Source organism: Nocardiopsis sp. TNDT3 (genome assembly GCF_003427465.1).
Classification (GTDB): Bacteria; Actinomycetota; Actinomycetes; order Streptosporangiales; family Streptosporangiaceae; genus Nocardiopsis; species Nocardiopsis dassonvillei.
This window is the reverse complement of sequence record NZ_QPFC01000896.1, coordinates 1-2399: the sequence shown is the minus strand read 5'-3', so window position 1 is coordinate 2399 and position 2399 is coordinate 1. Positions and strand designations below refer to the sequence as shown.

The following is a 2399-nucleotide window of genomic DNA, read 5'->3' as shown; positions in this document are numbered from 1 at the left end:
GCGCTGTCCGCCCCGGACGGGGGCCCGGTCGCGGCCGGGGCCTGCACCGCCCGGGGACCCGAGGACCTGTCCTCGGCCGTGGACCGGGCGCGCCAGGCCGCGACGGAGGGGTACCGGCACGTGGACGAGACCGACGCCTGGGCGCTGCTGCGCTCGGCGGTCCCGGCCGAGGGGGCGCGCGCCTTCGACCAGGCTGTCCTGGGCAGGCTGCGCGCCCACGACGTCCGCAACGGCACGGAACTGGCGCACACCCTGCGCCACTACCTGGACAACAGCGCACAGGTGGAGGCGACCGCCCGGGACCTGGGCGTGCACCGCAACACCCTGCGTTCGCGGCTGCGCGCCGCCGAGCGGGTCATGGGACGCCGCCTGGACGAGCCCCGCACCCGGCTGGAGCTGTGGACCGCCCTGAGCCTGGAGCCCGTCCGCTGCCACGACGGCACCTGGCACACCTGAGGCGCCCCTGCGGGAGCCGCGGACGCGGGCGGGCGTCCGCGGCCCCCCGGGGGGCGGACTCCCGCCGGTCAGCGGCCTCCGGTGAGCACCGCCACCAGGTCGGCCGCGGTCGGGGAGGCGTCCAGCAGCTTCCCCACGTGTTCCTTGGTGCCCCGGCGCGGCTCCAGGGTCGGCACCCGCTGGAGCGAGTCGTAGCCCGGCAGGTCGAAGATCACCGAGTCCCAGGAGGCGGCGGCCACCTCGTCGGCGTACTTGGCCAGGCAGCGCCCGCGGAAGTAGGCGCGGGTGTCCTCCGGCGGCTCGGTGACCGCCCGGTCCACCTGGGCCTCCTCCAGCAGGCGCTTCATCCGCCCGCGCGCCACCAGCCGGTTGTAGATGCCCTTGTCCGCCCGCACGTCGGAGTACTGCAGGTCCACCAGTTGCAGGCGGGGGTGCGACCACTCCAGGGAGTCACGGGAGCGGTAGCCCTCCAGCACCTTGAGTTTGGCCACCCAGTCCAGCTCGTCGGCCAGGCTCATCGGGTCGGCGCCCAGCCGGTTGAGCACCGACTCCCAGCGGTCCAGGACGTCGGCGGTGTCGGGGTCCACGTCGGTGCCGAAGCGGTCCTCCACGTACTTGCGGGCCTGGTCCAGGTACTCGCACTGGAGTTCCAGCGCGGTCATCCGCCGCCCGTCGCGCAGCCGCACCCGGTGGGTGAGGCCGGGGTCGTGCGAGACCTCCCGCAGGTCGGCCACCGGGGTCTCCAGGGACAGGTCCGCGCTCAGGAACCCGTCCTCGATCATCGACAGCACCAGCGCCGTCGTCCCCAGCTTGAGGTAGGTGGAGATCTCGCTCATGTTGGCGTCGCCGATGATGACGTGCAGCCGCCGGTACTGGTCGGGGTCGGCGTGCGGTTCGTCCCTGGTGTTGATGATGGGGCGCTTGAGGGTGGTCTCCAGCCCCACCTCGACCTCGAAGAAGTCGGCGCGCTGGGAGATCTGGAACCCGCTGCCCTGCCCGTCGGAGCCGATGCCGACCTTGCCCGCCCCGCACACCACCTGGCGGGAGACGAAGAACGGGATCAGGTGCCGGACGATGTCGCCGAACGGCGTCGACCGGTGCATCAGGTAGTTCTCGTGGCAGCCGTAGGAGGCGCCCTTGTTGTCGGTGTTGTTCTTGTACAGCTGGATCGGCTCGATGCCCGGGGTGGCGCCCGCCCGCGCGGCGGCGTCGGCCATCACCCGCTCCCCCGCCTTGTCCCACAGCACCGCGTCGCGCGGGTTGGTGACCTCGGGCGCCGAGTACTCGGGGTGGGCGTGGTCCACGTACAGGCGGGCGCCGTTGGTGAGGATGACGTTGGCCAGGCCCAGGTCCTCGTCGGTGAGCTGCGTGGGATCGGCGACCTCACGCGCCAGGTCGAAGCCGCGCGCGTCGCGCAGGGGGTTCTCCTCCTCGAAGTCCCAGCGGGCGCGCCGCGCCCGGGCCGCCGAGGCGGCCAGATAGGCGTTGACCACCTGGGTGGAGGTGACCATCGCGTTGGCCCCGGGGTTGCCTGGTACGGAGATCCCGTACTCGGTCTCGATACCCATAATCCGCCGCACACTCATGGTGAGAGGTTATCCACCGAGGCGTGGTCTTGAACGCTTCCGCGCCAATTGTGGCCCAAGTGCCGTGTTCTGGGGCGTTGCGCGGTACCGCGGCGTGCCGTCCCCTTGCAGGTCACGACGTACGAAGGCCCCACACCCGGTCGGCGCCGGTCCGCTCCCGCCGGGCGGGGGCGGCGTCCCGGTCAGCGGGACGCGGAGCCGGGGGCCGCCGCCCCCGGCGGCCGCTCACCTGATGTGCCCGGAGCGCCTGGCCCGTGCCGCGCCCGGCCAACCAGCGCGGGGACCCAGAGCACCATCGCCCCGCCGTCACGGGGACCGGACGCGACCGGCGCGGGAAGGGGCCGACCGGTGGTCCGG

2 protein-coding genes are annotated in these 2399 nt (G+C 73.3%); one reads left to right on the top strand and one right to left on the bottom strand.

Annotated elements, in window-relative coordinates; translation table 11 throughout:
• Positions 1-456: CdaR family transcriptional regulator (locus DQW06_RS21250; RefSeq protein WP_198662512.1), on the top strand; the 456-nt coding region annotated here is incomplete at its 5' end.
• 68 nt (positions 457-524) lie between these two features.
• Here DQW06_RS21250 and dop read toward each other — a convergent pair.
• A complete protein-coding gene (gene dop, locus DQW06_RS21245; RefSeq protein WP_013152525.1) occupies positions 525-2042 on the bottom strand; it encodes a depupylase/deamidase Dop in 1518 nt (505 codons plus the stop codon).
• Positions 2043-2399 lie beyond the last annotated feature (357 nt).

Bases quoted from the DNA above. Each gene is read 5' to 3' on its own strand.
- dop (WP_013152525.1), bottom strand. From the start codon at position 2,042: ATGAGTGTGCGGCGGATTATGGGTATCGAGACCGAGTACGGGATCTCC.